The organism is Cupriavidus sp. SHE (genome assembly GCF_000812445.1).
In the GTDB taxonomy this organism is placed as follows: domain Bacteria; phylum Pseudomonadota; class Gammaproteobacteria; order Burkholderiales; family Burkholderiaceae; genus Cupriavidus; species Cupriavidus metallidurans.
In genome coordinates, this window is sequence record NZ_JWMB01000047.1 from 128432 (window position 1) to 152594 (window position 24163).

General features: G+C 63.6%; 20 protein-coding genes. 8 read left to right on the plus strand and 12 right to left on the minus strand.

Translation table 11 applies throughout. The annotated features are described in order from the left end of the window. The first annotated feature begins 29 nt into the window (after positions 1–29). The 3 genes from RN01_RS22305 (at position 30) to RN01_RS22315 (ending at position 2796) form a co-directional block, all read left to right on the plus strand. Positions 30–1001, plus strand: a complete 972-nt coding sequence (locus tag RN01_RS22305; RefSeq protein WP_008652195.1) for an ABC transporter substrate-binding protein — start codon at positions 30–32, stop codon at positions 999–1001. A gap of 102 nt (positions 1002–1103) precedes the next feature. Beyond that, positions 1104–2000 (plus strand): ABC transporter permease, encoded by an 897-nt coding sequence (locus tag RN01_RS22310; RefSeq protein ID WP_011515986.1) that lies wholly within the window; start codon positions 1104–1106, stop codon positions 1998–2000. A gap of 1 nt (position 2001) precedes the next feature. Continuing rightward, positions 2002–2796: an ABC transporter ATP-binding protein gene (locus tag RN01_RS22315; RefSeq protein WP_024570900.1), complete on the plus strand. Its 795-nt coding sequence runs from the start codon at positions 2002–2004 to the stop codon at positions 2794–2796. Positions 2797–2852: 56 nt separating this feature from the next. On the opposite strand, the gene RN01_RS22320 is transcribed toward RN01_RS22315, so the two are convergent. Genes RN01_RS22320 through RN01_RS22330 form a run of 3 tightly spaced genes read right to left on the minus strand, consistent with a single transcriptional unit; the run spans position 2853 to position 5276 of the window. Beyond that, a complete protein-coding gene (locus RN01_RS22320; protein ID WP_008648602.1) occupies positions 2853–3119 on the minus strand; it encodes a hypothetical protein in 267 nt (88 codons plus the stop codon). Continuing rightward, positions 3116–4528: a LutB/LldF family L-lactate oxidation iron-sulfur protein gene (locus RN01_RS22325; RefSeq protein ID WP_024570901.1), complete on the minus strand. Its 1413-nt coding sequence runs from the start codon at positions 4526–4528 to the stop codon at positions 3116–3118. The genes RN01_RS22320 and RN01_RS22325 overlap by 4 nt, the downstream gene beginning before the upstream one ends. A 22-nt stretch (positions 4529–4550) precedes the next feature. Continuing rightward, positions 4551–5276, minus strand: coding sequence for a (Fe-S)-binding protein (locus tag RN01_RS22330; protein WP_011515983.1), 726 nt, complete (start codon positions 5274–5276; stop codon positions 4551–4553). A 240-nt stretch (positions 5277–5516) separates the two neighbouring features. Between RN01_RS22330 and RN01_RS22335 the strand changes: the two genes are divergently transcribed. Continuing rightward, complete coding sequence (locus RN01_RS22335) at positions 5517–6302, plus strand: IclR family transcriptional regulator (protein ID WP_008648598.1); 786 nt, start codon at positions 5517–5519, stop codon at positions 6300–6302. A gap of 98 nt (positions 6303–6400) precedes the next feature. Here the strand turns inward: RN01_RS22335 and pbpG are convergent, their stop codons facing one another. From pbpG to RN01_RS22355, 4 genes are all read right to left on the minus strand, one after another. Then, a complete protein-coding gene (gene pbpG / locus RN01_RS22340) occupies positions 6401–7582 on the minus strand; it encodes a D-alanyl-D-alanine endopeptidase (RefSeq protein WP_017514839.1) in 1182 nt (393 codons plus the stop codon). 307 nt (positions 7583–7889) lie between these two features. Next, the gene (locus RN01_RS22345; protein WP_024570903.1) at positions 7890–8585 is read right to left on the minus strand and encodes a nitroreductase; all 696 of its coding nucleotides are present in this window, start codon (positions 8583–8585) and stop codon (positions 7890–7892) included. A gap of 32 nt (positions 8586–8617) precedes the next feature. After that, a complete protein-coding gene (locus RN01_RS22350) occupies positions 8618–9064 on the minus strand; it encodes a thioesterase family protein (RefSeq protein ID WP_024570904.1) in 447 nt (148 codons plus the stop codon). Positions 9065–9170: 106 nt separating this feature from the next. Then, on the minus strand, positions 9171–10094 hold the full coding sequence (locus tag RN01_RS22355; protein ID WP_017513884.1) for a histone deacetylase: 924 nt from the start codon (positions 10092–10094) through the stop codon (positions 9171–9173). A gap of 434 nt (positions 10095–10528) precedes the next feature. Here RN01_RS22355 and phaP1 point away from each other — a divergent pair, with 434 nt between their 5' ends. Further along, positions 10529–11107, plus strand: coding sequence for a TIGR01841 family phasin PhaP1 (gene phaP1 / locus RN01_RS22360; protein ID WP_011515979.1), 579 nt, complete (start codon positions 10529–10531; stop codon positions 11105–11107). Positions 11108–11379: 272 nt separating this feature from the next. On the opposite strand, the gene lpdA is transcribed toward phaP1, so the two are convergent. The 4 genes from lpdA to aceE all read right to left on the minus strand — a co-directional run bounded on the left by lpdA (position 11380) and on the right by aceE (position 18402). Beyond that, a complete protein-coding gene (gene lpdA / locus RN01_RS22365; protein WP_011515978.1) occupies positions 11380–13158 on the minus strand; it encodes a dihydrolipoyl dehydrogenase in 1779 nt (592 codons plus the stop codon). A gap of 39 nt (positions 13159–13197) precedes the next feature. Then, a complete protein-coding gene (locus RN01_RS22370; RefSeq protein WP_024569450.1) occupies positions 13198–13794 on the minus strand; it encodes an MFS transporter in 597 nt (198 codons plus the stop codon). Positions 13795–13857: 63 nt separating this feature from the next. Continuing rightward, entirely contained in the window at positions 13858–15513 is a 1656-nt protein-coding gene (aceF, locus tag RN01_RS22375) for a dihydrolipoyllysine-residue acetyltransferase (protein WP_039016771.1), read from the minus strand. A 201-nt stretch (positions 15514–15714) separates the two neighbouring features. Continuing rightward, on the minus strand, positions 15715–18402 hold the full coding sequence (gene aceE / locus RN01_RS22380; RefSeq protein ID WP_017513728.1) for a pyruvate dehydrogenase (acetyl-transferring), homodimeric type: 2688 nt from the start codon (positions 18400–18402) through the stop codon (positions 15715–15717). 437 nt (positions 18403–18839) lie between these two features. Between aceE and RN01_RS22385 the strand changes: the two genes are divergently transcribed. After that, positions 18840–21452, plus strand: a complete 2613-nt coding sequence (locus RN01_RS22385) for a PAS domain S-box protein (RefSeq protein ID WP_017513727.1) — start codon at positions 18840–18842, stop codon at positions 21450–21452. Between the two features lie 137 nt (positions 21453–21589). Continuing rightward, positions 21590–22222, plus strand: coding sequence for a response regulator transcription factor (locus RN01_RS22390; RefSeq protein WP_008650428.1), 633 nt, complete (start codon positions 21590–21592; stop codon positions 22220–22222). 98 nt (positions 22223–22320) lie between these two features. Here RN01_RS22390 and RN01_RS22395 read toward each other — a convergent pair whose 3' ends face one another. After that, the gene (locus RN01_RS22395) at positions 22321–23016 is read right to left on the minus strand and encodes an energy-coupling factor ABC transporter permease (protein ID WP_024569443.1); all 696 of its coding nucleotides are present in this window, start codon (positions 23014–23016) and stop codon (positions 22321–22323) included. Positions 23017–23185: 169 nt separating this feature from the next. Here RN01_RS22395 and folD point away from each other — a divergent pair, with 169 nt between their 5' ends. After that, positions 23186–24043 (plus strand): bifunctional methylenetetrahydrofolate dehydrogenase/methenyltetrahydrofolate cyclohydrolase FolD, encoded by an 858-nt coding sequence (gene folD, locus RN01_RS22400; RefSeq protein WP_024569442.1) that lies wholly within the window; start codon positions 23186–23188, stop codon positions 24041–24043. Positions 24044–24163: the final 120 nt, after the last annotated feature.

The following is a 24163-nucleotide window of genomic DNA, read 5'->3' on the forward strand; positions in this document are numbered from 1 at the left end:
GCACCGAACCCTCGGGGGAGAACAAATACATGCTGCGTCTCAAGGCATCCACCAAAACCATCCTCGGCAGCGCAGTCGCGCTGGCTCTGCTCTACGGCGGCGCCGTGCAGGCCCAGACTGTGAAGGTCCTGTCGATCGTGGATCACCCGGCACTCGACGCCATTCGTGACGGCGTGCGCGACGAACTGAAGGCCAACGGCTACGACGCCGACAAGAACCTGAAGTGGGAATACCAAAGCGCCCAGGGCAACACCGGCACGGCCGCCCAGATCGCCCGCAAGTTCGTGGGTGACCAGCCGAACGTGATCGTGGCCATTGCCACGCCGTCGGCGCAGGCCGTGGTGGCTGCCACCAAGTCCGTCCCCGTGGTGTATTCGGGCGTGACCGATCCTGTGGCTGCTCAGCTGGTCAAGAGCTGGGGCGCATCCGGCACCAATGTGACCGGCGTGTCGGACAAGCTGCCGCTGGACAAGCAGGTCGCCCTGATCAAGCGCGTGGTGCCCAAGGCCAAGAACGTGGGCATGGTCTACAACCCGGGTGAAGCCAACTCGGTGGTGGTGGTCAAGGAACTGAAGGCACTGCTGGCCAAGGAAGGCCTGACCCTGAAGGAAGCCGCCGCGCCGCGTACCGTGGACATCGGCCCGGCCGCCAAGAGCCTGATCGGCAAGGTGGACGTGATCTACACGAACACCGACAACAACGTCGTGTCCGCGTATGAATCGCTGGTCAAGGTGGCCAACGAATCGAAGATCCCGCTGGTGGCTTCGGACACCGACAGCGTGAAGCGTGGCGCCATCGCCGCCCTGGGTATCAACTACGGCGACCTGGGCCATCAGACCGGCAAGGTCGTGCTGCGCATCCTGAAGGGTGAAAAGCCGGGCGCGATTGCTTCGCAAACCTCCGACAACCTTGAGCTGTTCGTGAACACGGGCGCCGCCGAGAAGCAAGGCGTCACCCTGTCGCCGGACCTGATCAAGGAAGCCAAGACCGTCATCAAGTAAGACCCAACGAGGCCGCGCCGCCTACCCTACGAGCGCGGCCTTGAGCGCCCCCAGGGCCCTACCCGGGCCAAACCGGTCGGGCTAGCAACAGGATTTTCCCCAATGTCCCTCTTTTCCCTTCTGGGCGCCCTCGAGATCGGCCTGATCTTCAGTCTCGTGGCGCTCGGGGTGCTGATTTCCTTCCGCATCCTCAATTTCCCCGACCTGACCGTCGACGGCAGCTTCCCGTTGGGCGGTGCCGTGGCTGCCACGCTGATCTCGGCCGGGCACGACCCGTTCACCGCCACGGTGGCCGCCATCATCGCCGGATCGCTGGCCGGTTTCATCACGGGCTGGCTCAACGTGCGACTCAAGATCATGGACCTGCTGGCCAGTATCCTGATGATGATCGCGCTGTACTCGGTCAACCTGCGCGTCATGGGCCGCCCGAACGTGCCTCTGATCACCGAACCGACCATCTTCACGATCCTGCAGCCGGAATGGATGCCCGACTACGTGCTGCGCCCTGTGGTGTTGTTCGTGGTGGTCGTGATCGCCAAGATTGGCCTGGATTGGTTCTTCTCGTCGCAGCTTGGCTTGGCGATGCGCGCCACCGGCGCCAACCCGCGCATGGCCCGCGCCCAGGGCGTGCCCACCGGCCGCGCGACGCTGGCCGGCATGGCACTATCGAATGCGCTCGTCGCACTGGCAGGCGCACTGTTCGCGCAGACGCAAGGCGGCTCCGACATCTCGATGGGTATCGGCACGATCGTGATCGGCCTGGCCGCCGTGATCATCGGCGAAACGATCATTCCGGCACGACGTCTGGTGTACGTCACGCTGGCTGTGGTGGTTGGCGCAATCCTCTATCGTTTCTTCATCGCGCTGGCGCTGAACAGCGAATTCATCGGCCTCAAGGCACAGGATCTGAACCTGGTGACGGCTGCCCTCGTGACACTGGCGCTGGTGCTGCCGGCCACGCGCAAGAAGCTGTTCGCCCGCAAGAACGGAGGTGCCTGATATGTTGCGCGCCGAAAACCTGAAGCTCACCTTCAACCCGGGCACCCCGATCGAGAACCGCGCGCTGCGCGGCCTGAGCCTGGAGATTCCGGCTGGCCAGTTCGTTGCCGTGATCGGCTCGAATGGCGCCGGCAAATCGACCTTCCTCAACGCGGTCAGCGGCGACCTGATGATCGACACCGGCCGAATCATGATCGATGACGCCGACGTCACGCGCAAGCCGGCCTGGGATCGCGCCCATCTGGTGGCCCGTGTGTTCCAGGACCCGATGGCCGGCACCTGCGAGGCGCTGACGATCGAGGAAAACATGGCATTGGCGATGGCACGTGGTTCGCGTCGCAGCTTCCGCCCGGCGCTGAACAAGTCGTCGCGCGAGCTGTTTCGCGACAAGCTGCGCCTGCTGAACCTGGGCCTCGAAAACCGGCTGACGGACCGGATTGGTCTGCTGTCCGGGGGCCAACGCCAGGCAGTAAGCCTGCTGATGGCATCGCTGCAGCCGTCGCGCATTCTGCTGCTCGATGAGCACACCGCGGCGCTGGACCCGAAGACGGCGGCATTCGTGCTCGAACTGACGGCCCGGATCGTCGAGGAAAGCAAGCTCACGACGATGATGGTCACGCACTCGATGCGCCAGGCACTCGACTATGGCCAGCGCACGGTGATGCTGCACCAGGGCCAGGTCGTTCTGGATGTGTCCGGCGACCAGCGCAAGGGGCTGGACGTGCCCGATCTGCTCAAGATGTTCGAGCAGACGCGGCATGAGCAGCTCGATGACGACGCGCTGCTGCTGGGGTAAATAGGTAAGCTCCCCTCACCCGCATTGCGGGAGGGGAGCAAACCTGTGGCAGTACCTTATATCGTTCCCGCCTTATCCAGCCACTTCTTGAGCTGGTCGGTCACCGCAGTGCTCGAGAACGAGCAGCTATCCTGCGCGAACACGGCCGACATCTCCATCCTGCGCAGCAACTCTTCCATGGCCTGACCGAATACCGGCGGCAGCGTCAGCGACGATGCCGAGGCACGCCACTGTTCGATCAGATCCCCCACCGGCAGGCTGCCGGCGACGTGTGCATCCAGCGCAGTCCGCATTGCGGCCAGCGTCTCCTGATTGGCGCTCATGAACGCGCCCTCCTTTCCTTGTAAAGTTCGCGGAACGTCCGGCCGCTCGGGGCCGGCATGTCACGCGTGTCCGTCCATCCCTTGCCCGCCATCGGCAGGCTCGCGATCAGCTTTCCACGGCCGCCCATGCGTGCGAGCAGGCGCGCGCCCATGCGCGTGACAAACGCGTACAGATCCGGGCGTCGTGCAATAAAACCCCAGGCCTGCAGCGCCGCCCGCTCCTGCCACGGACGCAGGCGTCGTTCCATCTGTTTCTCGCGCAGCTTGCGCAGCAGATCGGACAGCGGGATCGACGCCGGACAGACGCGGTTGCATTCGCCGCACAGCGTGGCTGCCTGCGGCAGGTCCAGGGCATTCGCCAGCCCGACGTAACTCGGCGTCAGCACGCTGCCCATCGGGCCCGGATAAACCCAGCCATAGGCGTGCCCGCCGATCTTCTGGTACACGGGGCAGTGGTTCATGCAGGCGCCGCAGCGGATGCAGCGCAGCATCTCCTGGAACTCACCGCCGATCAGGCCGCTGCGTCCACCATCGACGAGCACGAAGTACATATGCTCCGGACCATCCCGCTCGCCCTCGGCACGCGGCCCGGTCAACAGCGAGAAATAGTTCGAGATCGCCTGCCCCGTTGCCGAACGCGGCAGCAGCCGCATCACGGTGGCCAGATCCTCCAGCGTCGGCAGGACTTTCTCGATACCGGTCACGGCCACGTGCACGCGCGGCATGATCGTGCACATGCCCTCATTGCCTTCGTTGGTGACCACGGCCACCGAGCCGGTCTCGGCGATGATGAAATTCCCGCCCGTGACGCCCATGTCGGCGGACAGGAACTCTGGCCGCAGCACCTCGCGCGCTTCGCGCGTCATCTCGGGGATATCAGTCAGACGGGGCTTGTTATGGACCTTGGCGAACAGGTCGGCAATCTCGTCCTTATCCTTGTGGATCACCGGCGCAATGATGTGCGACGGCGGCTCGGCATCGTTGATCTGCAGGATGTACTCGCCGAGGTCGGTCTCGATGCTCTGCACGCCCATCTCGCCAAGCACCTGGTTCAGGCGCATCTCCTCAGTCACCATCGACTTGCTCTTGATGACCTTCTTCACGCCATGCTTTTGCGCGATTTCGCCCACTAGCCTCGCGGCATCGGCGGTCGATTCGGCAAACAACACCGTGGCGCCACGCTTCGTCGCGCTCTCCTCGAACTTGGCCAGCCAGACATCGAGGTTCTCGAGCGCCCGGTTGCGCCGCTCCTTCAACGCGGCGCGCGTGGCATCGAAATCGATGTCGCGGATCGCATCGGCGCGCGCGGTGACAAACTTGGTCGAGAGCTTCTTGAGGTTCTGCTGCAGGCGCTGGTCGGCAAGCTTCTGCCCTGCGCGCGCCTTGAATTCCATGCTGTGGACTTGCATCGTGGGGGCTCGTTGCGGGTCTTCAGGCGTCACCAGCCAGCACCTGGGCGATATGCAGCACACGTGTGCGCGTATCGCCCGTGCGACGCAGCCGGCCTTCGATGTTGAGGATACAGCCGAGGTCACCGAGCACCACCGCATCGGCCCCGCTGGACTGAATATTGGCGCACTTCTCGTCGACGATCGCCGTGGAGATGTTGCCGTACTTGACCGAGAACGTGCCACCGAATCCGCAGCACGCCTCGCAGTCCTTCATTTCGGTCAGCGTCACGCCCGGCAGCTTGCCCAGCAGCTCGCGTGGCTGCTGCTTGACGCCCAGCTCGCGCAGGCCGGAACAGGAATCGTGATAGGTGACACGGCCGGCAAAAGTGGAATCGAACCGGTCAATCTTTGCCACGTTGACGAGGAAATCGGTCAGTTCGAAGACGCGCTCCCGCAGGCGCTCGTAGCGGCCATGCAGTTCCGGATCGTCGCGCAACAGGTCCTGATAGTGCTGGCGAATCATGCCGCCGCAGGAGCCTGACGGCACCACCACGTAGTCGAACATCTCGAACTCGCGCAGGAATTTCTCCGCCAGGTCACGTGATACAGCGCGCTCACCCGAGTTGTAGGCAGGCTGTCCGCAGCAGGTCTGCGCCTCGGGCACCATGACCTCGTAGCCAGCCGATTCCAGCAGCTTCAGCACCGAGAACCCGATCTCGGGGCGCATGAGGTCCACCAGACAGGTGGCGAACAGTCCGATTCGCATCGCTTCCCTTTTTCCAGACCCAGAAACATCGCAATTATGCCCCTTGCCCCCGCCGCTGCGGGCATCCGGCGCCGCAATCTTGTTCATCCCGCCGCACAATGCGGCTCACGCGAAATGTTCGGTCATCGCGCAAGCGATTGGAGGTTGATTTCAGTAATCACGTTTCATCAGTTGAAATTTTCACGATGTGAGATAGAATCAGGCAAACGCTTAATTTGCCGCACGGCACAAATTTTCTCCATGGCAGAAGCAGACAAGTCACCCGGCAAGACCTCGATCCAGGTGATCGAGCGCATGATGACGCTGCTGGACGCGCTGGCCCAGCACGCCGACCCCGTCAGCCTGAAAGAGCTTTCGCTGGCCACCGGCCTGCACCCGTCCACGGCCCACCGGATCCTGAACGACATGGTGGCGTGCCGCTTTGTCGACCGCTCCGATCCGGGCAGCTATCGGCTGGGTATGCGGCTGCTCGAGCTGGGCAATCTGGTCAAGGCACGCCTTTCGGTGCGTGACGCTGCACTGGCGCCAATGCGTGCCCTGCACCGCGTCACCGGCCAGACCGTCAACCTGTCGGTACGCCAGGGCGACGAAATCGTCTACATCGAGCGCGCCTACAGCGAGCGTTCGGGGATGCAGGTGGTGCGTGCCATCGGCGGCCGCGCCCCGCTGCACCTGACCTCGGTCGGCAAACTGTTCCTGGCCGCGGACGAAGGCGCGCGTGTACGCAACTACGCCACCCGTACTGGGCTGGCCGGCCATACGCGCACGTCGATCACGGACATCTCCAAGCTCGAACGCGAACTGACCTGGGTGCGCTCGAATGGCTACGCACGCGATAACGAGGAACTGGAACTCGGCGTCCGCTGTATCGCCGCAGGCATCTATGACGACTCGCGACGCCTTGTCGCCGGCCTGTCACTCTCCGCCCCGGCCGATCGGCTTCAGGATAGCTGGCTGCAGAACCTCAAGGACACCGCACTGCAGATCTCGCGTGGCATGGGATATGTCCCCGAGCCTACAGCTTGATCGCCTGATCGCAGCCTAGGCAAACAAAAAACGCGCCGCCGGGTTTTCGCCCGGCGGCGCGTTTTTCTTGTACGGCCCAAACGCTCAGATGTCGTCGCTCAGGTACCGTGCGACTGCTGCGAGACCAGGATCGCCGTGGGCGATTTAGGGCCCTGAGTGAGATTGGGATTCGACGGGAAAGGGCGCGGTTGCGCCGACGTCGCCGGTTGATGTTCGAGCCAGCTACGCACGCGCGTGGCATCGGCAAAGCGCGACAGCTTGCCAACCGAGTCGAGGAACACCATCACCACATTGCGATCATTCACCCGTGTCTGCATCACCAGGCACTGGCCGGCTTCGGAGATATAACCGGTCTTCTGCAGACCGATATCCCAGTTGCCGCCACGCACCAGGCGGTTGGTGCTGACGTAGTGCATCGGACGGCCAAACACGGTGACTTCGTGCTCGGGTTGCGTCGAGTACTCGCGGATCGTCGGATTGCGATAGGCGGCATTGACCAGGCGAGCCAGATCCATCGCGCTCGACACATTGCTGCTCGACAGGCCATTCGAATCGACGAAGTGGCTGTCACTCATGCCAAGCTCGCGCGCCTTGCGGTTCATCGCGCCAACAAAGGCAGGCAGGCCACCCGGATAGTTACGACCCAGCGCCGAAGCAGCACGGTTCTCCGACGACATCAGCGCCAGCAACAGCATCTCCTGGCGGGTCAGCTGGGTACCAAAGCGCAGACGCGAGCTGCTGTGCTTCTCGGTATCGCGGTCTTCCTCGGTCACCGTGAGCATCTCGTCCATCGGCAAACGTGCGTCCATCACCACCAGCGCGGTCATCAGCTTGGTGATGGATGCGATCGGCAGCACAGCCGTGGGATTCTTCTGGAACAGCACCTCATTGGTGTTCTGATCCATGACCAGCGCCACTGACGAACGCAGGGCAAGCGCATCCTCGGTATCGCGCAGGCCCATCGCCTCGCCCAGCGACGGCTTGGACGGCACAAACGCCGCACGCACCGGCGTTGCGCGGCTTGCGACGACGGTACGTTTGCCGTTGCGCAGGACGATCACCTTGCGTGGCGACGCCTCCGCTTTCGCGGAAGCCACCTTTTTGGTGGTTTTAGTGGATTTTGCCTGCTTTTTCGACGACGACTTCGTCGCAGTCGACGACGTCGCTGCGTACGAGGCCGGCGCGGCCAGCAGGGCAATGGACACGACCGCCGAAGTGGCGAGCGCGGTCAATTGAGGTAGGCCGAAGAATCGGGGCATGAGAGATTCGATCCGGAACATGATCTGATCAGCGCGGCTGCGGAATGGCGCTAGTTTAGGAAATTAAGAAATTGTTAGCAAGATTAATGACTTAGAAGCGCTCGTTAAAGTTTGGTTGGCAAACATTTCCACATCACGGGAAAAGCGCCTACTTCGTCATATTTCCGCAACTCCAAAAACAACAACTGGGTCGGCTGCTGTGTAACCGGCATCACGTCGACAAACCATGTCGACACCCCGGCACAGCCAGCCACCCTTTACAAAATCAAAGTGCCCTCGGCGTCCATATCGGTCGATTTCGTCGATTCCTGAGGACACCGGCAGCGACTCAGGAAAGAAAACGCGCGAACCCGCTGACCGGTTCACGTTCCGTCGTCAATTGATTGGCCGTAGCCTCGGGGTCGGCATATCCAAGCGACATGCCACACACCACCATCTCTTCCTCGGGCAAACGCAAGTGCTGCCCAATGATCCTGTGGAACTGCGTAAAGGCGGCCTGCGGGCACGTATCCAGGCCACGTGCGCGCGCCGCCACCATGATGCTTTGCAGGAACATGCCGTAATCCAGCCAGCTTCCTTGTTCCATGATCCGATCAATCGTGAAGATCATGCCTACAGGGGCATCAAAGAAACGGAAATTGCGCGCATGCTGTTCGTGCATTCGCGCCTTGTCTTCGCGGCTGATCTGCAACAGGCTGTACAGATCCCAGCCAACCTTGCGGCGGCGCGCCAGATACGGATTGGTCCACTCGCGCGGGTAGTACGGATACTCCTCGCGGTACTTGGCATCGCGCTCGGGATCCTCGTACGCGCCCAGCACATCCGCGCACAGGCGGGCCTTGGCATCGCCGGCCAGCACATACACTTTCCACGGCTGGGTGTTGGTACCGGAGGGTGCGCGGCTTGCCACCGCAAGAATCTCTTCGACGGTCTCGCGTGGTACCGGCGTATCCAGGAATGCGCGAATCGAACGGCGCGTTGTGATGGCGCGATCGACGATCGCTGCGTCACCAGGGGTCGACATGCTCTGCGGTCTCCTTGTTCTTGTTAATGTGGTCACTGTGCCTGCTGGCCAATCACCAGCGCCTCGAGCGCCTGGCGCAAAGGCTGCGGCAGCGGCACCGGCCGACGCGTTTCGCGATCGACATACACGTGCACGAAATGTCCTTGCGCGGCGGCGACGTCATCATCGTTGCAAAACAGCCCTACCTCGTAGCGCACGCTCGAATTGCCGAGCTTCGCCACGCGCAGCCCCGCCACCACTGTGTCGGGAAAGCTCAGCGACGAGAAGTAGTTGCACTGCGTCTCGATCACCAGACCGATCGTCTCGCCCGCCTCGATGTCCAGCACGCCAGCCCGGATCAGGTACGTGTTAACGACCGTATCAAAATAACTGTAGTAGACAACGTTGTTGACGTGACCATAGACATCGTTATCCATCCAACGCGTCGTGATCGGCTGGAAGTGTGCGTAGGCACTGCGGCGGTCGGGTTCGGGCTTCATTGTTATTGGGGTCAGGAATGGCTCGGACAAACGGCACCGGCCAGATGCGCGACAGCTCGATATGAGCGCACTGGCCGCCACAAGGTTCCAACGGATTGCAATCGATTCATGACACGCTCGCGCGTTCGGCGGCAAGCTGTGCGTGATACCGCGCGGCAAGCATGATGGTCTGCGTATGCACGGCGACTGTGTCCTCGATCTGGTTGCCATAGCCACCCGCCATCGCGACGGCGACCGGCAACCCACGCGATCGCGCCGCTTCGAACACCATGCTGTCTCGCCGCGCGAGACCGGCCATGGTGAGCTTCAATCGCCCCAGGCGATCACCTTCATGAGGATCGGCGCCGGCCAGGTAGATCAGCAGATCAGGGTCAAATCGGTCGAACAGAGTATCGAGGGCGGACGCCAGCGCGACGGCATAGGTACCGTCATCGCACCCATCCGGCAGCCCGACGTCGAGATCGCTAGCTTCCTTACGGAACGGGTAGTTCTTCTCGCCATGCAGCGACAGCGTGAATATCGTTGGGTCATCACGCAGGATCGATGCGGTACCGTTGCCCTGGTGGACGTCAAGATCGATGACCGCCACACGCCGGACGCTGCCGTCGCGCTGCAGGCGACGCGCCGCAATCGCCGCGTCATTGAATACGCAAAACCCTGCTCCCTTGTCCGCGTACGCGTGGTGAGTGCCGCCAGCCAGATTCGCCGCGATACCCTGCTCCAGCGCCACCCTGCAAGCGGCAATCGTCGCGCCGGCCGAGCGCCGGGAACGCTCCACCATTTCATGCGACCAGGGGAAGCCGATCTCGCGCTGACGCGCCGCATCGAGTTGGCCGGTGGAGACCTCCTCGATATAGGCAGCGGTGTGGGCCAATGCGAGTGTTTCATCATCGGCACGCGGCGCCTCGCGCAGTTCCACCCCGCCCACCTCACGCACCACCGCATCACGCAGCATGCTGTATTTGCGCATAGGAAAACGGTGACCCGGCGGCAACGGCAGGACGAAATGATCGGCGTAAAAGGCAAGCATCGGGATGGGGCAGGATGAGCGGCCCGGCAAGTGCCTGAATGACATCATTATCCGACCGGGCAGTCAGCGATGGTAGCACTCCCCTCCCGCTGCGGCACACCAATCGCCGAAACCGCCAGAAATCGCCAGGATCTCCCGCGCCGCATCAAGCGACAGACTCAGGAAAAACCCTTAATTTACGCGGCCTACGTCGACTTCTATGCGCTTTCGACGGGGTGTTCCGGGCGATTTTTTGTGCAACGCACAAAAACCGCTTGACACTCATCGTTGTTCTCTTAGAATTGCAATTGTTGCGGCGCATCAAAGCCTTCGGGCAGCGCCGAAAAACGAGACACACGCTCGGGCTGGCCAGGACACTGAAGTCATGGCTTTGACATCTGGGCGGCTTAATTTCACTTTTGCTTGACCTTGAAGCTCACCACTGGAGACCCGCAATGATCCTGACCCCGGAACAAGTTGCAGCCGCACAAAAAGCCAACCTCGAAACCCTGTTCGGCCTGACCTCGAAGGCTTTCGAAGGCGTGGAGAAGCTCGTTGAGCTGAACCTGCAAGTGGTCAAGGCCACCCTGGCCGAGAACGCCGACAACGCCAAGAAGGCGCTGACCGCCAAGGACGCCCAGGAACTGCTGGCCATCCAGGCATCGCTGGTGCAGCCGGTTGCCGAGAAGACCCTGGCCTACACGCGTCACCTGTACGAAATCGCTTCGGAAACCCAAAGCGAGTTCACCAAGGTTGCTGAAGCCCAACTGGCCGAAGGCACGAAGAACGTGCAAGCCCTGGTCGACAACCTGGCCAAGAACGCTCCGGCGGGTTCGGAGTCGACCGTAGCCATCGTGAAGTCGGCGATCTCGGCGGCCAACAACGCCTACGAGTCGGTGCAGAAGGCTACCAAGCAAGCCGTTGAAATGGCTGAGAGCAACTTCCAGGCCGCTGCCACCGCCGCGACCAAGGCTGCCCAGCAAGCCAGCGCCACGGCCCGCACCGCCACCAAGAAGTCGGCTGCTGCTGCCTAAGCATCTGTAATACCAACGCGCCGGCTCTGGCCGGTCCGTTGGCAAAACGCCCCGCACACGCGGGGCGTTTTGCCAACGGAGGCGATCCCGATCGCCTCGTACCGGTGTCTCCTCGGTACCCGATTCCAAAAGGTATCGTTCAAGCCCGGCCTCTGACTACCAGAGGCCGGGCTTTTTTTCGTCGCGTTCTCCCCCCAGTGCTCGCAGAAGAGTCGAGACAAATAAAAAAAAACCCGCCGAATCGGCGGGTTCTCTCACTACGGCGCCAGCAATCAGCGCTTGCGCGGCGGCGGCACGTCGGTGCACACACCTTCGTAGATTTCCGCGGCCATGCCAATCGACTCGCCCAAGGTCGGGTGCGGGTGAATCGTCTTGCCAATATCCACGGCATCCGCGCCCATCTCGATGGCCAGGCAGACTTCGCTGATCAGGTCGCCCGCGTGGGTGCCGACAATACCGCCACCGATGATGCGATGGGTTTCCTCGTCGAAAATCAGCTTGGTGAAGCCTTCGTCACGCCCATTGGCGATCGCGCGGCCCGAAGCGGCCCACGGGAACACACCCTTGCTGTACTTGATGCCTTCGGCCTTGCACTGGTCTTCAGTCTTGCCGGCCCATGCCACTTCCGGATCGGTGAACGCCACGGACGGGATCTGCTTCGCGTCGAAGTAGGCCTTCTCGCCATGCGCGGCTTCGGCGGCCACGTGTGCCTCATGCACCGCCTTGTGTGCGAGCATCGGCTGGCCGACGATATCGCCGATCGCGTAGATATGCGGCACATTGGTGCGCATCTGCTTGTCGACATCAATGAAACCACGGTCGGTCACAGCCACACCGGCCTTCTCGGCACCGATCTTCTTGCCGTTCGGGGAACGGCCCACCGACACCAGCACGGCGTCGTAACGCTGCGGCTCGGCCGGCGCGGACTCACCCTCGAACTTCACGTAGATGCCATCCGGCTTCGCTTCCACGCCGACAGTCTTGGTCTTCAGCATCACGTTATCGAAGCGATGCTTGTTCACCTTGTCCCAGACCTTGACCAGATCGCGGTCAGCGCCCTGCATCAAGCCGTCGAGCATTTCCACGACATCGAGTCGCGCGCCGAGCGTGCTGTAGACGGTGGCCATTTCCAGGCCGATGATGCCGCCGCCAATCACGAGCATCTTGTTCGGGATGTCGCGCAGTTCCAGCGCGCCCGTCGAATCGAAAATGCGCGGATCCTCAGGGACGAACGGCAGCTTCACGGCCTGGCTGCCAGCCGCGATGATCGCCTTTTCGAAGCGGATCACGGTCTTCTTGCCATTGGTGGCCTTGCTGTCGCCTTCCGTTTCCTGCACTTCCAGATGATGCGGATCCAGGAACGTGCCGATGCCGCGCACCACCTGCACCTTGCGGGCCTTCGCCATTCCCGACAGACCGCCGGTCAGCTTGCCGACCACGCTTTCCTTGTAGTGCCGCAGGCCGTCCAGATCGATCTTGGCTTCGCCGAACAGGATGCCGTGCGCGGCCAGTGCCTTGGCCTCGTCGATCACCGCCGCGTTGTGCAGCAGCGCCTTCGACGGGATGCAGCCCACGTTCAGGCAAACGCCGCCCAGGGTGCCATAGCGCTCGACCAGAACGGTGTTCATGCCGAGGTCCGCCGAGCGGAATGCCGCCGAGTAACCCCCGGGGCCTGCGCCCAGCACCAGCATTTCGCACTGGATGTCGGCGCCACCTGCATGCGTGGCGGCCGCCGGAGCCGCTGCCGGCGCCGGAGCGGGCGCAGCCGCGGGCTTGGGCGCCGCCGCCGGAGCCGGGGCAGGAGCCGCCGCCGCGCCACCTTCAACGGTGCAGATCAGCGTGCCCTTCGCGACCTTGTCGCCCACCTTGACCTTGACGTCCACGACCTTGCCGGCGGCCGACGACGGCACTTCCATGCTGGCCTTATCGGACTCCAGCACGATCAGCGACTGTTCTTCCTCGACCGTGTCGCCAGCCTTGACCAGCACCTCGATCACTTCCACCGCGTCGAAATCGCCGATATCCGGCACCTTGACTTCGATCACACTCATGTTCTTCCTCCTGGGATGCGCGCCCTGCCCGCCTTGGGATCAGGCCGCGCCGTCTTTGTTGGTTGCCACTTGCAGCCGTACCGTGTGCACGTCGATCGGTGCCGCCGAACTCTTGTCGAACTCGATACCCGCTTCCACGCCGATTCGCGCAATCGCTCCAGCATCCAGGTCCGGGCGGTCATACACCGCGTGCATGGCGCCGAGCGCGTAGTTGCGGCCCGAGCCAATGCCCCAGAAACGATCGAACGAAAACACCTCGCGGTACGAATAAACGCCGAAAATGCCGCCCGAATTGGCGATCAGGCAAACGATCTGCGATGACTCGTAGGGGTCGTCCTCGTCTTCCTTGGTGTTGATGAAATACTCGTTCTTGAGCTTTTCATGCACCTTGAGGAAGGTTCGGAACACATCGTCACGGGTATACAGCCGGCATTCCTCGCCCATGCCCGTCAGCAGGCTGCGCATGACCGGGAAATGCGCAGTGGTGCCTGCCAGCCCGACGAAACTGTCGCCAACGGGAATCACCTTCTGGTTCCGCTCATAAGCGCGCGACAGCCGCGTATCGCCGAATGTCACCAGCGCATCGGCACCGATCGCCACCTCGTCACCTTTCCTGACGACAACGCAGGTAGTCATGGCTCGCCCCTTGAATGCAATGCAGACGCGCCCGCCAGGTTCGCTGGCGGGCGTTGCCGATGCTTACAGCAGAATCCGGCGGAAATCCGCAAGCAGCGCCGCGAAGTACGTGTTGAAGCGCGCGGCCTCGGCGCCGTCGATCACGCGGTGATCCCACGACAGCGACAGCGGCAGCGTCAGGCGCGGGGCGAACTGCTTGCCGTCCCACACCGGCTTCATATACGACTTGCACACGCCCATGATGGCCACTTCCGGCGCATTGATGATCGGCGTGAAGTACGTGCCACCGAGGCCGCCGAGCGACGAGATCGAGAAGCAGCCGCCTTGCATCTGGTCAGGCTTCAGCTTGCCGTCGCGCGCCAGCTTGGCCAGATCGCTCATTTCCTGGCTGATCTCGAGCACGCCCTTCTTGTCGGCGTCCTTGATCACCGGCACGACCAGACCGTTCGGGGTGTCGGCCGCGAAACCGATGTTGAAGTACTTCTTCAGCACCAGGTTGTCGCCGTCCAGCGAGGCGTTGAAGTTCGGGAACTTCTTGAGCGCCGCAACGGTGGCCTTGATCATGAACGCAAGCATCGTCACCTTGATGCCAGCCCTCTCGTTTTCCTTGTTGAGCTGCACGCGGAATGCCTCGAGCTCGGTGATGTCCGCTTCGTCACAGTTCGTGACGTGAGGGATCATGACCCAGTTGCGATGCAGGTTGGCGCCAGAGATCTTCTTGATGCGCGACAGCGGCTTCGACTCCACTTCGCCAAAGCGCGTGAAGTCCACCTTCGGCCACGGCAGCAGGTCCAGGCCCACGCCGGTGCCGGCGGCGGCAGCCGGTGCGGACGGCGTGGCAGTCTGGCCGCTCATGACGCTCTTGACGTAGTTCTGCACGTCTTCCTGCGTGATGCGGCCCTTGGGAGCGGTGCCCGGCACACGCGACACGTCGACACCCAGCTCGCGCGCGAACTTGCGCACGGACGGGCTGGCGTGAGCGGCCTTGCCGGTCGTACCCTGCACCGCTGGCGCGACGGCCGGCGCGGCAACAGGTGCCGGCGCCGCGGCCGCCGGTGCGGGCGCGGGAGCGGCTGCGGCAGGCGCCGGGGCGGCTGCCGGGGCCGGAGCTGCTGCGGCAGCGCCGCCAGCAGCTTCCAGGATCAGGATCAGCGTGCCTTGGGCGACGTTATCACCGACCTTGACCTTGATTTCCTTGACGGTGCCGGCCTGCGGCGACGGCACATCCATGGTGGCCTTGTCGGACTCCAGCGTCACCAACGCGTCTTCGGCGTTGATCTGGTCACCCACCTTGACGTGGATTTCGATGACCGGCACGGCGTCGTAGTCGCCGATATCGGGCACCTTGACCTCGACCGTGCCACCACCAGCAGGGGCAGCGGCCGGAGCCGGGGCAGCGGGAGCGGCCGGCGCCGGTGCCGCAGCGGCAGGGGCCGGAGCAGCAGCGGCTGCGGGAGCCGGAGCGGCGGCAGCGGCGCCTGCGGGCTCGAGCATCACCAGCACGGAGCCTTCGGAAACGCTATCGCCCACCTTGATCCGGACTTCCTTGACCGTGCCGGCCTGCGGCGACGGCACGTCCATGGTGGCCTTGTCGGATTCCAGCGTCACCAGCGCGTCTTCCGCGTTGATCGTGTCGCCCGGCTTCACGTGCACTTCGATGACGGGAACGGCGTCGTAGTCGCCGATATCCGGCACCTTGATTTCAATCGCTTGACTCATTCAGTGTCTCTCCTGGGCAGCCGGCACTCTGGCCAGATACGACAAACGCGACAAACGCAATCGGCGAGGTTACTCTCGCCACACGCATCTGTCACGCTGCCGCGCATCACCATTCGCCGTGGTGCGCCGCCGGGTCGGCCGGTGGCACACCGCGGCGCGGCGGGTGCCGCGCTGCGGGGGTTCAGTCGTGCAAGTCCGGGGTCAGACCGACATCGGGTTCGGCTTGTTCGGGTCGAGGTTGTACTTCTTGATGGCCTCGGCCACCTTCTCGCGACCGATCGCGCCTTCGTCGGCCAGCGCCTTCAGCGCGGCCACCGTGACCCAGTAGCGGTCCACTTCGAAGAAGTGGCGCAGCTTCTCGCGGGTGTCCGAGCGGCCGAAGCCATCGGTGCCCAGCACCACGTAGCGACGCGGCACGAACGGACGGATCTGCTCGGCGAACGCACGGATGTAGTCGGTGGACGCGATGACCGGACCGCGCACGCCCTTGAGCTTCTGGGCGACGAACGATTCGCGCTGCGTGCCGGTCGGGTTCAACAGGTTGTGACGCTCGACTTCCTGGCCTTCACGGGCCAGTTCGGTGAAGCTCGGGCAGCTCCACAGATCCGATTCCACGCCCCAGTCCTTCTTGAGCAGGTCGGCGGCAGCGATCACCTCGCGGAAGATCGTGCCCGAGCCCAGCAGTTGCACGCGCGGCGCGTTGCTGTTCTCCACGCCCTTGCGGAACTGGTACATGCCCTGGACGATGTCGCGTTCCACGCCAGCCGGCATTTCCGGATGCTCGTAGTTCTCGTTCATCACCGTCAGGTAGTAGTACACGTCTTCCTGTTCGGCATACATGCGGCGCAGGCCGTCCTGCATGATCACGGCGAGTTCGTACTGGAACGTCGGATCGTACGAGATGCAGTTCGGGATCACAGCGTGGAACACGTGCGAGTGACCGTCCTCGTGCTGCAAGCCTTCACCGTTCAGCGTGGTGCGGCCAGCGGTACCGCCCAGCAGGAAGCCGCGCGAGCGCATGTCGGCGGCGGCCCAGCACAAGTCGCCGATACGCTGAATGCCGAACATCGAGTAGTAGATGTAGAACGGAATCATCTGCACGCCGTGCGTCGAGTACGACGTGGCGGCGGCGATCCAGTCGCACATGGCGCCGGCTTCGTTGATGCCTTCCTGCAGCACCTGACCCGTCTGCGATTCCTTGTAGAACATCAGTTGGTCATGGTCTTCCGGCACGTACTTCTGGCCTTCCTGGTTCCAGATACCAACCTGGCGGAACAGGCCTTCCATGCCGAAGGTGCGCGACTCGTCCGGCACGATGGGCACCACGTGCTTGCCGACCTGCTTGTCCTTGAGCAGCGTGTTCAGGATACGCACGAAGGCCATCGTGGTGGACACTTCGCGGCCTTCGCCAGTGGCCTTGAGCAGCGCTTCGAACGCCGACAGCTCGGGCACCTTCAGCGCCTCGGCCTTCATACGGCGGGCCGGCAGGTAGCCGCCCAGGTCCATACGCGCCTTGCGCATGTACTCCAGTTCCTTCGAGCCTTCCGGGAAGGTCAGGTACGGGACTTCTTCCAGCTTGTCGTCCGCCACCGGGATGTTGAACTGGTCGCGGAACGCGCGGATCGCGTCCACCGGCATCTTCTTCTGCTGGTGGGCCACGTTCATGGCCTGGCCGGCATCGCCCATGCCATAGCCCTTGATGGTCTTGGCCAGGATCAGCGTCGGCTGGCCCTTGTGCTCGCTAGCCGCCTTGTAGGCCGCGTAGACCTTGTGCGGATCATGGCCGCCGCGGTTCAGGCGCCAGATGTCGTCGTCGGACCAGTCGGCCACCATGGCCTTCAGTTCCGGCGTATTGAAGAAGTGCTCGCGCACGTAGGCGCCGTCCTTGGCCTTGAAGGTCTGGTACTCGCCGTCCACGCATTCCATCATGCGCTTCATCAGCAGGCCCTTGTTGTCGCGCTGCAGCAGCGGATCCCAGCGGCTGCCCCAGACCAGCTTGATCACGTTCCAGCCCGAGCCACGGAATTCCGATTCCAGTTCCTGGATGATCTTGCCGTTGCCGCGCACCGGGCCATCCAGGCGCTGCAGGTTGCAATTGATCACGAAAACCAGGTTATCCAGCTTCTCGCGGCCGGCCATGCCGATCGCGCCCAGCGATTCCGGCTCGTCGGTCTCGCCATCACCCAGGAACGCCCATACCTTGCGGTCGCCGGCGTTCACCAGGCCACGGCTGGCCAGGTACTTCATGAAGCGGGCCTGATAGATCGCCATGATCGGGCCCAGGCCCATCGACACGGTCGGGAACTGCCAGAAGTCCGGCATCAGCCATGGGTGCGGGTACGACGAGATGCCCTTGCCGTCCACTTCCTGACGGAAGCTGTCGAGCTGTTCGGGCGTCAGGCGGCCTAGCAGGAAGGCGCGCGAGTAGACGCCCGGTGCCGAATGGCCCTGCACGAAAACGAGGTCGCCGCCGCTCTGCTCCGACGGGGCGCGCCAGAAGTGGTTGTAGCCCACGTCATAGAGCGTGGCCGCCGAGGCGAACGACGAGATGTGGCCGCCGACGTTGGTGTGCTTGTTGGCGCGCAGCACCATGGCCATCGCGTTCCAGCGCGTGTACGAGCGGATGCGGTGCTCGATGTCCTGGTCGCCGGGAATGCGGGCCTGCTGCTCCACCGGGATGGTGTTGATGTACGGCGTTTCGGCATGGAACGGCTGGGTAACGCCGTTCACGCGCGCGTATTCGATTTGCTTGTCGATCAGGAACGCGGCGCGCTCGGTGCCTTCCGCGTTGAGGACGCCCTGCAGGGCGTCCAGCCATTCGTGCGTTTCCTGGGGATCTGCGTCGTTGGCGCTGCTGGCGCCGAGGATCTGCTCTGGTACAGCGGACATGACTGTCTCCTGGTGAATTCCTGCCCGGTGCCCACACAGCGAAGCGCGGGACTCCAGCGGCCGGTCTTGACGGTTTGTGACGTCGCGGCGGAGCGCCAAGCCTTGCCCTGGCATCGGTAGGCCAAAGCCGGATCCTCCGTGGGGCTGATGACGCGTTCATCGCCCGGATCCTGTACTCAGCAAGCGCAGTGCGCCCGCCCGCATTGATCGGTCGAAGCGATTCTATGGAAGCACAGCAAGTGATGACAAGCTAAATTTTCAGATTACGAAGTCATTTCTTATAATGTGAAATATTGCGGCAGTGCATCAGAAATCGCATCGCGTCCGTCTTCCAAGGCCTCGCGACCAGCGCGCAAATACTGTGCCGTGTAGGCGCTTTCCCCAAGCGACGCACCGCAATAAAGTGGATAAACTGCTCGGTCAGCCGTCAATCCCCTATGCAGTTTCTCAAACGAATTCTCTCCGGCCTACGCACGGCCATTCTGCCTCCGAACCCTGCCGGCGCCGTCAGCGATGCCCCTCACGGGGTAGTTCATGCCGCCCGTGGCAATGGTGGCGACGCCCATGGCGCCCCCCAGGCCGAGGCACAAGACAGCACCGATGGCACGGACGGCGGCACGCCGCTGGCCGCCGCCCCCCGCCGCCTCTGGATCACGCGCTGGCGCAATCTTGTCGCCACGAGCTGGTTCATGTTCATCCCGCTCGTGGCCATCGTGCTGTTCACGGTGGCGATGGGCGTCATCCTCTGGTCGCTCCACGAAACCGAGCACCAGCAGCAGCGCGACGCGCTGTACCGCGACGCCGCCTGGGCACAGCAGCGCGTGCGCCTGTCCCTGCTGAGCAACCAGGACCAGTTGGCCTCGCTGGCGCGGGATATTGCCGCCGCACAACTCGACCAGGGCGCTTACCGGACGGCCGCACAGGAAATCCTGCGCGAGAACCCAGAGATCGTCTTCATCAACTGGCTCGACGCCACGCGGCGCGGCCGCTGGTCGCTGCCATCGACGTCGGAGTTCGCTGCCCGCCTGCGTGAAACCGCCGATCAGCCGCTCGAGCCCGAGGTCCTGGACACGTTCGACGCCGCGCGCGAAACCCAGCGTGTGGTCTATTCCCGGCCGCTGATGAACGATCGCGGCGACAGCTTCATGCTGATGGAAGTGCCGATCGTGCGCGATAACGAGTTCCTGGGCACGCTGGGCGCGCTCTACTCGATCAACGGCATCCTGACGCACCTGCTGCCACCGGAACTGACCGAGCGCTACCGCTTCTCGCTGATCGACAAGAACAACCAGACCCGGGCCAGCACCTCGGTACGGCCGGTACCGGGCAATGCGCTGTCCTACGAGGTCCTGCTCGACCCGCCGGGCCATTCGCTGTCCCTGCGCGCCGACGCCTACCCGCCGCCCTCGAACCTGCCCAACAACATGCTGCTGTGGCTGGTGGTGGGCCTGTCGTGCTTCCTGCTGTGGAGCCTGTGGAGCATGTGGCGCCATACCAGCCGCCGCTCCGAGGCCCAGCGCGCCCTGCTGGCCGAAACCTCGTTCCGTCGCGCGATGGAAAACTCGATGCTGATCGGGCTGCGGGCACTGGACCTGAACGGGCGAATCACCTACGTGAACCCCGCGTTCTGCCGCATGACGGGCTGGACCGAGAGCGATCTGGTCGGCCGCGTGCCGCCCTTCCCGTACTGGCCACCCAATGACCAGCAGGAAATGCAGAAGCAGATCGACCTGACGCTGCAGGGCAAGTCGCCGGCCACCGGCTATGAAATGCGCGTCATGCGCCGTGACGGCAGCAGCTTCTTCGCCCGCATGTACGTATCGCCGCTGGTAGACGGCCGTGGCCGCCATACGGGCTGGATGAGCTCGATGACGGACATCACCGAGCCGAAGCGCGCCCGCGAGGAACTAGCCGCCGCGCACGACCGCTTCACGACGGTGCTGGAAAGCCTGGACGCGGCTGTGTCGGTGCTGGCAACGGACAAGGCCGAACTGCTGTTCGCCAACCGCTACTATCGGCAGCTCTTCGGCTGGGAAGCCGAGGGCCACCTGAAGCTGGCCGGGGACGACTTCGACAAGGACCAGATGTCGAGCGACAACACCGACTTCGTCGATGCCTATGCCGGCCTGCCTGCTTCGGAACTGATGCCGTACGCGTCCGACGCCCGTGAGGTGTTCGTGCCGGACATGCAGAAATGGTTCGAAGTGCGGCGCCGCTATATCCAGTGGGTGGACGGCCATCTCGCGCAGATGCAGATCGCCACCGACATCACGGTGCGCAAGGCAGCCGAGGAAATGGCGCGCCAGCACGAGGAACGCCTGCAGTTCACGAGCCGCCTGACCACGATGGGCGAGATGGCGTCGTCGCTGGCGCACGAGCTGAACCAGCCGCTGGCGGCCATCAACAACTACTGCATGGGCGCCGTGGCTCGCCTGCATTCGGGCCGGAGCACGCCAGAAGACCTGATCCCGGTGCTGGAAAAGACCTCGGCGCAGGCGGTGCGTGCGGGCACGATCATCAGCCGCATTCGCGGTTTCGTGAAACGTAGCCAGCCGCAACGGCGCGAGGCCTCGCTGCACGACATCGTGGCCGATGCCGTGGGCCTGGCCGACCTGGAGGCCACGCGACGCCGCGTCACAATCCTGACCCGCCTGCCGACCCCGCCGCTGATGCTCTACGTGGACCCGGTGCTGATCGAGCAGGTACTGGTCAACCTGCTCAAGAATGCCGTGGAAGCGATGGCTGGCATGCCGGCCCTGCGCGCCGCGGGCGTGGTACGGTTGCACGCCCGGGTAGAAAACGTCGAGTTTGGCCAGTGCGTCTGCATCGACGTGATCGATCAGGGCCCGGGCGTGGACGAAGCCACCAAGGAGCGCCTGTTCGAGCCGTTCTTCAGCACCAAATCGGACGGTATGGGCATGGGCCTGAATATCTGCCGTTCGATCATCGAATCCCATCAGGGCCGTCTGTGGGTAGAAAACAATGTGGACGGCATCGGCTGTACGTTTAAAATCACCCTGCCGCTGCAGCCTGCGCTACCCGAACAGTAACGGGGATGCCCTCGGGCGAAGCGGACGACCCTCTGCCGCGGGGCATCGGGAGGTCGTCCGGATCGTTCACCCGGGGTGTTGCGCACTGCCGCTGGCGGTTACACTTCGTTGCAAACGACTTTGCCCCAGGAGATTTCATGACCGCAACGCCCAGCCCCACGCCTCATCGTGGCGAGACCGTATTCATCGTCGACGACGATGAAGCCATGCGTGACTCGCTGACCTGGCTGCTCGAGGGCAACGGCTACCAGGTGCGCAGCTTCAACAGCGCCGAGCAGTTCCTGTCCGCCTACGACGCCAGCCAGGTTTCGTGCCTGATCCTGGACGTCCGTATGCCCGGCATGAGCGGCCCGGAGTTGCAGGAGCGCATGATCGCCGAGAACATCGACATCCCGATCGTCTTCATCACCGGCCATGGCGACGTGCCGATGGCGGTCTCGACGATGAAGCGCGGTGCGATCGACTTCATCGAGAAGCCGTTCGACGAATCGGAACTGCGCTCGCTGGTGGAACGGATGCTGCAGAAAGCCCGCACCGATCACTCGGCCGCGCGCGAGCAGCGTGCCGCCAAGGACCTGCTGAGCAAGCTGACCACGCGCGAGCAGCAGGTGCTCGAGCGCATCGTGGCAGGCCGCCTGAACAAGCAGATCGCCGACGACCTGGGCATTTCCATCAAGACCGTGGAGGCGCACCGCGCCAACATCATGGAAAAGCTCAACGTCAACACGGTGGCCGATCTGCTGCGCCTGGCGCTCTCGCGCAATAGCTGAGTCCCGCCTTGCCGCTCCTTCTCCCCGTCGCGGCGGGAAGGAGCTGGCCCCTTGCCGATTGCCGACCGAACGGCGCCTGCCCGTCCCTTGGCCGCTCGTTACTTCCCCGTCAGATAGTCCTCGTCCGTGAACGTCAGCACCCATTGCGGGCGATAGACGACGAAGATCGCCACCAGCATCCCCGTCAGGAATGCCTCGCCGAACCCGATCACCACGGCGCCGGTCAGGCTGTCCCCGATCGTCAGCCCGGCGTGGGGCGGTCCCAAATGGAACTGCCAGAGCGTGCGAAGGCCGCCGGCAACGATGGCGGCCACCAGCGGGGCGAAATAGCCGTGACCGAGAATGAAGATGAACGGGTGGCGCGGTAGCCGGCGTCGCATCACGGCCTGCAGCCCGGCAGTCAGCACCCCCGGAACCACCGCCATCCAGATAAAGCGCGGCGCCAGGGATACCCAGGCGATATCCGCCCAGCCCTGCCCCGCCAGATAAGCCAGCCCCAGCAGCGACACCAGATCGACAATGGCCAGCGTCAGCATCGCCAGTGGCAGCCCGAACATCGTCACCGCCAGCGGGGCCCCCATCAGTTGGACCACGACCCCGGTCCCGACCGTCGCCCGCGCCGACCACAGCAAGGTCAGGAATACGAGCCCGCCGAGCCAGGCGTGCTGGAGCGGTTCCTGCCGCAGCAGCCGCCATGGCCGCTGCGACACCACCCAGGCGAGCATCGCCACGGAGAGGGTCGGAAGCGGCCAGGTCGCCAGCAGGGCCTGAAGTGAGGAATCGTCGATCTGCATCGGGCGGATGCTAGCAGCCCCGGCCAGAAACCGGGTTGTATCCGATCAAGCCAGGCAGCCCGTTCTGATTCTGATCAACCCCTTTATAATCCGGGTTTCACGAGCGACGCTGGCGACCCCCGCCGGCGTCGCTCCCCGTTTCCCCAAGCCTCTCCAGTCACGTATCCCCATGTCCGCTCACCTGATCGACGGTAACGCCCTTGCCAAACAAATCCGCGCCGAGGCCGCCCAGCGCGCTGACCGCCTGACCGCGGCCGGCCACCAGCCCGGCCTGGCCGTGGTGCTCGTGGGCGAGGACCCCGCCAGCCAGGTCTATGTGCGCAACAAGGTGAAGGCGTGCGAGGACAACGGATTTTATTCGTCGCTGAACCGCTACCCGGCCGACCTGTCCGAAGCCGACCTGCTGGCCCGCATCGACGAACTGAACAACGACCCGAAGATCCACGGGATCCTGGTCCAACTGCCGCTGCCCAAGCATATCGACAGCCACAAGGTGCTCGAAACCATCGCCCCGGAAAAGGACGTAGACGGCTTCCACGTGGCCAACGCCGGCGCGCTGATGACCGGCGCCCCCCTGTTCCGCCCCTGCACACCGTACGGTTGCATGAAGATGCTCGAATCGATCCAGTACCCGCTGCGCGGCGCGCGCGCGGTGGTGGTGGGCGCCTCGAACATCGTCGGCAAGCCGATGGCCATGATGCTGCTGCAGGCTGGCGCAACCGTAACGATCTGCAATAGCAAGACGCGCGACCTCGCTGCCCATACCCGTGACGCCGACGTGATCGTCGCCGCCGTGGGTCGCCGCAACATCATTACTGCCGACATCGTCAAGCCGGGCGCCGTGGTGATCGACGTAGGCATGAACCGTGACGACGCCGGCAAGCTGTGCGGCGATGTGGACTTCGCCGGTGTGCGCGAAGTGGCCGGCCATATCACCCCGGTTCCGGGTGGCGTCGGCCCGATGACGATCACGATGCTGCTGATCAACACGCTGGAAGCCGCGGAACGCGAAGCCGGCATCGCCTGAGTGATGCCTTGGGTGATGGCCTAGGTGAGGGCCTGAGCGATGGGCCAATTGCGCCAATAGCTAAGTCGTACTGGATATTTCGGCGCATAGGCCTCATCTTGCACGTGTGATGCCGCATCC

Coding starts and splice junctions, on each gene's coding strand:
- RN01_RS22385 (WP_017513727.1), top strand. CDS start 18,840: ATGCAGTTTCTCAAACGAATTCTCTCCGGCCTACGCACGGCCATTCTG.
- RN01_RS22350 (WP_024570904.1), bottom strand. CDS start 9,064: ATGAAGCCCGAACCCGACCGCCGCAGTGCCTACGCACACTTCCAGCCG.
- RN01_RS22325 (WP_024570901.1), bottom strand. CDS start 4,528: ATGCAAGTCCACAGCATGGAATTCAAGGCGCGCGCAGGGCAGAAGCTT.
- aceE (WP_017513728.1), bottom strand. CDS start 18,402: ATGTCCGCTGTACCAGAGCAGATCCTCGGCGCCAGCAGCGCCAACGAC.
- folD (WP_024569442.1), top strand. CDS start 23,186: ATGTCCGCTCACCTGATCGACGGTAACGCCCTTGCCAAACAAATCCGC.
- phaP1 (WP_011515979.1), top strand. CDS start 10,529: ATGATCCTGACCCCGGAACAAGTTGCAGCCGCACAAAAAGCCAACCTC.
- RN01_RS22395 (WP_024569443.1), bottom strand. CDS start 23,016: ATGCAGATCGACGATTCCTCACTTCAGGCCCTGCTGGCGACCTGGCCG.
- RN01_RS22335 (WP_008648598.1), top strand. CDS start 5,517: ATGGCAGAAGCAGACAAGTCACCCGGCAAGACCTCGATCCAGGTGATC.
- RN01_RS22370 (WP_024569450.1), bottom strand. CDS start 13,794: ATGACTACCTGCGTTGTCGTCAGGAAAGGTGACGAGGTGGCGATCGGT.
- RN01_RS22390 (WP_008650428.1), top strand. CDS start 21,590: ATGACCGCAACGCCCAGCCCCACGCCTCATCGTGGCGAGACCGTATTC.
- pbpG (WP_017514839.1), bottom strand. CDS start 7,582: ATGTTCCGGATCGAATCTCTCATGCCCCGATTCTTCGGCCTACCTCAA.
- RN01_RS22315 (WP_024570900.1), top strand. CDS start 2,002: ATGTTGCGCGCCGAAAACCTGAAGCTCACCTTCAACCCGGGCACCCCG.
- RN01_RS22320 (WP_008648602.1), bottom strand. CDS start 3,119: ATGAGCGCCAATCAGGAGACGCTGGCCGCAATGCGGACTGCGCTGGAT.
- RN01_RS22355 (WP_017513884.1), bottom strand. CDS start 10,094: ATGCTTGCCTTTTACGCCGATCATTTCGTCCTGCCGTTGCCGCCGGGT.
- lpdA (WP_011515978.1), bottom strand. CDS start 13,158: ATGAGTGTGATCGAAGTCAAGGTGCCGGATATCGGCGATTTCGACGCG.
- RN01_RS22305 (WP_008652195.1), top strand. CDS start 30: ATGCTGCGTCTCAAGGCATCCACCAAAACCATCCTCGGCAGCGCAGTC.
- RN01_RS22330 (WP_011515983.1), bottom strand. CDS start 5,276: ATGCGAATCGGACTGTTCGCCACCTGTCTGGTGGACCTCATGCGCCCC.
- aceF (WP_039016771.1), bottom strand. CDS start 15,513: ATGAGTCAAGCGATTGAAATCAAGGTGCCGGATATCGGCGACTACGAC.
- RN01_RS22345 (WP_024570903.1), bottom strand. CDS start 8,585: ATGTCGACCCCTGGTGACGCAGCGATCGTCGATCGCGCCATCACAACG.
- RN01_RS22310 (WP_011515986.1), top strand. CDS start 1,104: ATGTCCCTCTTTTCCCTTCTGGGCGCCCTCGAGATCGGCCTGATCTTC.